The organism is Shewanella sp. 10N.286.45.A1, from assembly GCF_041470405.1.
Classification (GTDB): domain Bacteria; phylum Pseudomonadota; class Gammaproteobacteria; order Enterobacterales; family Shewanellaceae; genus Shewanella.
The window spans coordinates 1-2,973 of record NZ_JBFRMK010000391.1 but is presented as its reverse complement, the minus strand read 5'-3'; the positions used below and the strand labels follow the sequence as shown (position 1 = coordinate 2,973).

The 2,973-nt window shown below is 41.1% G+C and carries 3 protein-coding genes and 1 tRNA gene; 2 read left to right on the top strand and 2 right to left on the bottom strand.

Features of this window, described 5'->3' with window-relative positions:
- Positions 1–102 precede the first annotated feature (102 nt).
- Positions 103–279: a ribosome modulation factor gene (gene rmf / locus AB4238_RS21790; RefSeq protein ID WP_012155190.1), complete on the top strand. Its 177-nt coding sequence runs from the start codon at positions 103–105 to the stop codon at positions 277–279.
- 80 nt (positions 280–359) lie between these two features.
- Here rmf and fabA read toward each other — a convergent pair whose 3' ends face one another.
- Together fabA and AB4238_RS21780 are read right to left on the bottom strand one after the other, a co-directional pair.
- Entirely contained in the window at positions 360–875 is a 516-nt protein-coding gene (gene fabA, locus AB4238_RS21785; protein ID WP_020912882.1) for a bifunctional 3-hydroxydecanoyl-ACP dehydratase/trans-2-decenoyl-ACP isomerase, read from the bottom strand.
- Positions 876–942: 67 nt separating this feature from the next.
- Positions 943–2,646, bottom strand: coding sequence for a S16 family serine protease (locus AB4238_RS21780; RefSeq protein WP_372035649.1), 1,704 nt, complete (start codon positions 2,644–2,646; stop codon positions 943–945).
- Between the two features lie 230 nt (positions 2,647–2,876).
- Here AB4238_RS21780 and AB4238_RS21775 point away from each other — a divergent pair.
- A tRNA-Ser gene (locus AB4238_RS21775) sits at positions 2,877–2,967 on the top strand.
- The last annotated feature ends 6 nt before the right edge of the window (positions 2,968–2,973 follow it).

Here is a 2,973-nt window from a genome sequence, read left to right as displayed (position 1 = left end):
CCTGTAAACTGGTCGTTTTTTTTGATTGATCTCTGTAGCAAAAAGTTTTATTCATAGTCTAGAAGCATTGGCTTCTACCATTATGGAAGAGAGGACGCTTGCATGAAGAGACAAAAACGAGATCGATTAGATAGAGCTTTTTCGAAAGGTTTTCAGGCTGGAATAGGGGGCCGTTCTAAAGAAATTTGTCCATATTCGACACTTGACTCAAAGTCACAATGGCTTGGAGGTTGGCGAGAAGGAATTGATGGTCGGTTAAGCGGTTTGTTTAACAAGTAAATCAGCATAAGAAACGCCCTCTATTCAGAGGGCGTTGTCATTTAACTATTTGCAAGCTTAAAAGCTAGAGGTTAGCAAGCTTAGAAGCTAGAGGTGTCAGTAAAAATGCCTACTTTTAGGTCTTTTGCGCTATAAATTTCACGTCCATCAACTTCCATTGTCGCATCAGCAATACCCATAACCAGTTTACGGTATACCTTACGCTTAATAGTAAGCTTATAGGTAACCTTTTTAGCTTCTGGAAGCACTTGACCTGTAAATTTAACTTCGCCAACGCCTAGCGCGCGTCCTTTGCCTTCAGCACCTTCCCAACCTAAGAAAAAGCCAACAAGTTGCCACATAGCATCTAAGCCAAGGCAACCCGGCATAACGGGGTCGGCTGCAAAGTGGCAGTCAAAAAACCAAAGGTCTGGATTGATATCAAGTTCAGCAACAATTTCACCTTTACCGAATTCACCGCCATCTGCATTAATCTTAAGTACACGGTCGATCATCAACATATTGTCTTTCGGTAATCTCGGAGAGTTAGGTCCGAATAGGTTGCCAAGTCCACAGGCAACAAGGTCTTCTTTTGTAAAACTGTTAGCATTACTCATTATTTTTGGTTCTCCAGCAATTTGAACCGCCAAGGTTAGCGAACACGTGTACGCTAAACAACTCCGATCAGCTAAAAAATGACAGTTTTTCTCGTAACCTCACAAAAAATGACTTTTCTTCCTCCTGATAACCCGCTAATCCTTCCAACCTTGCTTGCACTAAGCCATAAAGTGACTCACTTGGAAACTGGTTATCTTGATCAGCCATACCAGCTGGCGTTTGCATTAATATTTCTGCCGCTTCATCGATATGCTTGACTTGATACAGTGTAAATAGCCCTTCATTGACAGCTTCAATGACAGACTGGTGTAAGTTTAACTGCTGCATATTGGAACATGGAATAATGACACCTTGATGACCTGTTAGCCCTCGGCGTTGACATAATTTGAAAAAGCCTTCAATTTTTTCATTCACACCACCAATGGCTTGAACATTACCAAACTGGTCAATTGCGCCAGTAGCAGCAATGCTTTGTTTAATGGGCTTTTCTGATATCGCTGATATAAGGCTGCAATACTCGGCTAAAGAAGCACTGTCGCCGTCTATCTCTTGATAAGATTGTTCAAATACGATGTTGGCATTGAGGTGCAATGGCGCATCTTTGCCAAATATACGATATAAGCAAGAAGACAGGATCATCATCCCTTTGGCATGAATGTTCCCGCCAAGCTCCGATTTACGCTCAATATCTGCAACTTCACCGTCTCCGTAATGCACTGAAGCTGTAATTCTTGCAGGTTCACCGTAACTGTACTCAGCATTTTCGATTACCGTTAAACCATTTATCTGACCTATCATCTCATCTTGAGTTGGTAGATTAATGAATAGATCATCGAAGTTTTGCTCAGATAGCTTTTCAGAGGCGTTATGGCGTTGATTAAACATATCAATACTGAGATGAAATGCTTTTTCATCGATATGTGTTTGCTGAGCATAAGTGCTTGCTTGGACTAACAACTGTTCAATATCAATTGACATTAGGCTTAAGCGTTGTTGATGATCGGCAAGTCTGGCACTGTATTCAAGCAATGCTAACCTTGCTGGATCATCAATGGTTAAACCGATGTCCTCTAAGATCCTATCTAACCAAAGGTTGTAATGCGCCAATGGTACTTCATTGAGGTCAACTTCATTGAGCAATTCACCTAATAAAGGGAATAGATTAGAAAAAGTGGGTTCACCGAGCCAGCAATGCCCATATTGGTTACTAGAGCCAATAAGTATAATCTTACAGTTGAGTGCTAGAGGCGGGAGACTGGAATGTACTTGATATTCTTTCTTATCAAGGATCTCTAACAGTAACTCCCACAGCGTTTCTCTTTTCCAAATGGAATCCGCACAGATAAATAAGTAGTGACAGTTGGCAAGCGCTCCTGCTTTATACTGTTTTGTGCGCTCATCATACCGGCCAATCAGGTCGTGCTTTTTAATCGTGCCAGAAAGATACTGATGTGTTTTTTGTTTAGAAGCGAGTACTTGTTGGGTGTCAGTTTGCTCACACCAAACCGTACTATTATCAGCTAACACTAGGCTCTTCTCGACAAAATTCCCATCCGATCCTACGAGGGCTCGGATTATATTTTTACGATTACAACCTGAGTAATCGGCTAAATACATATGTTGATCGTGAGTATTACTCAATAATTTGAAAGCATCTCGAACACGTGATTGGCCAATTAGTCGGACTTCTGCTGGACTATTGTCTGCGGCCGCTGCCGTAAGGGTAAACTGCGGTTTGAGTGCAGAAGCAGGAATAATGTTTGAGTTCATATATATCTGTTAGGTTTTTCAATTAATGAGATATTAACATAATATTGCTGTTAGCCTTTAATATGTCAGTGATAGATGACCATCTGACTGCTTTTAGAGCAATCGGATGATTGCTGAGAGTAAACAATCATCAATTTGATTGTAAGATCACCACTTGATTACCTATAGTAAATTTTTCATCTATTTAGTATTTACAACATGGATGTAAACGCCTAGTATTTACCTCGTTCGGAGAGATGGCAGAGTGGTCGAATGCACCGGTCTTGAAAACCGGCATGGGTTTGTAGCCCATCTAGGGTTCAAATCCCTATCTCTCCGCCACATTAA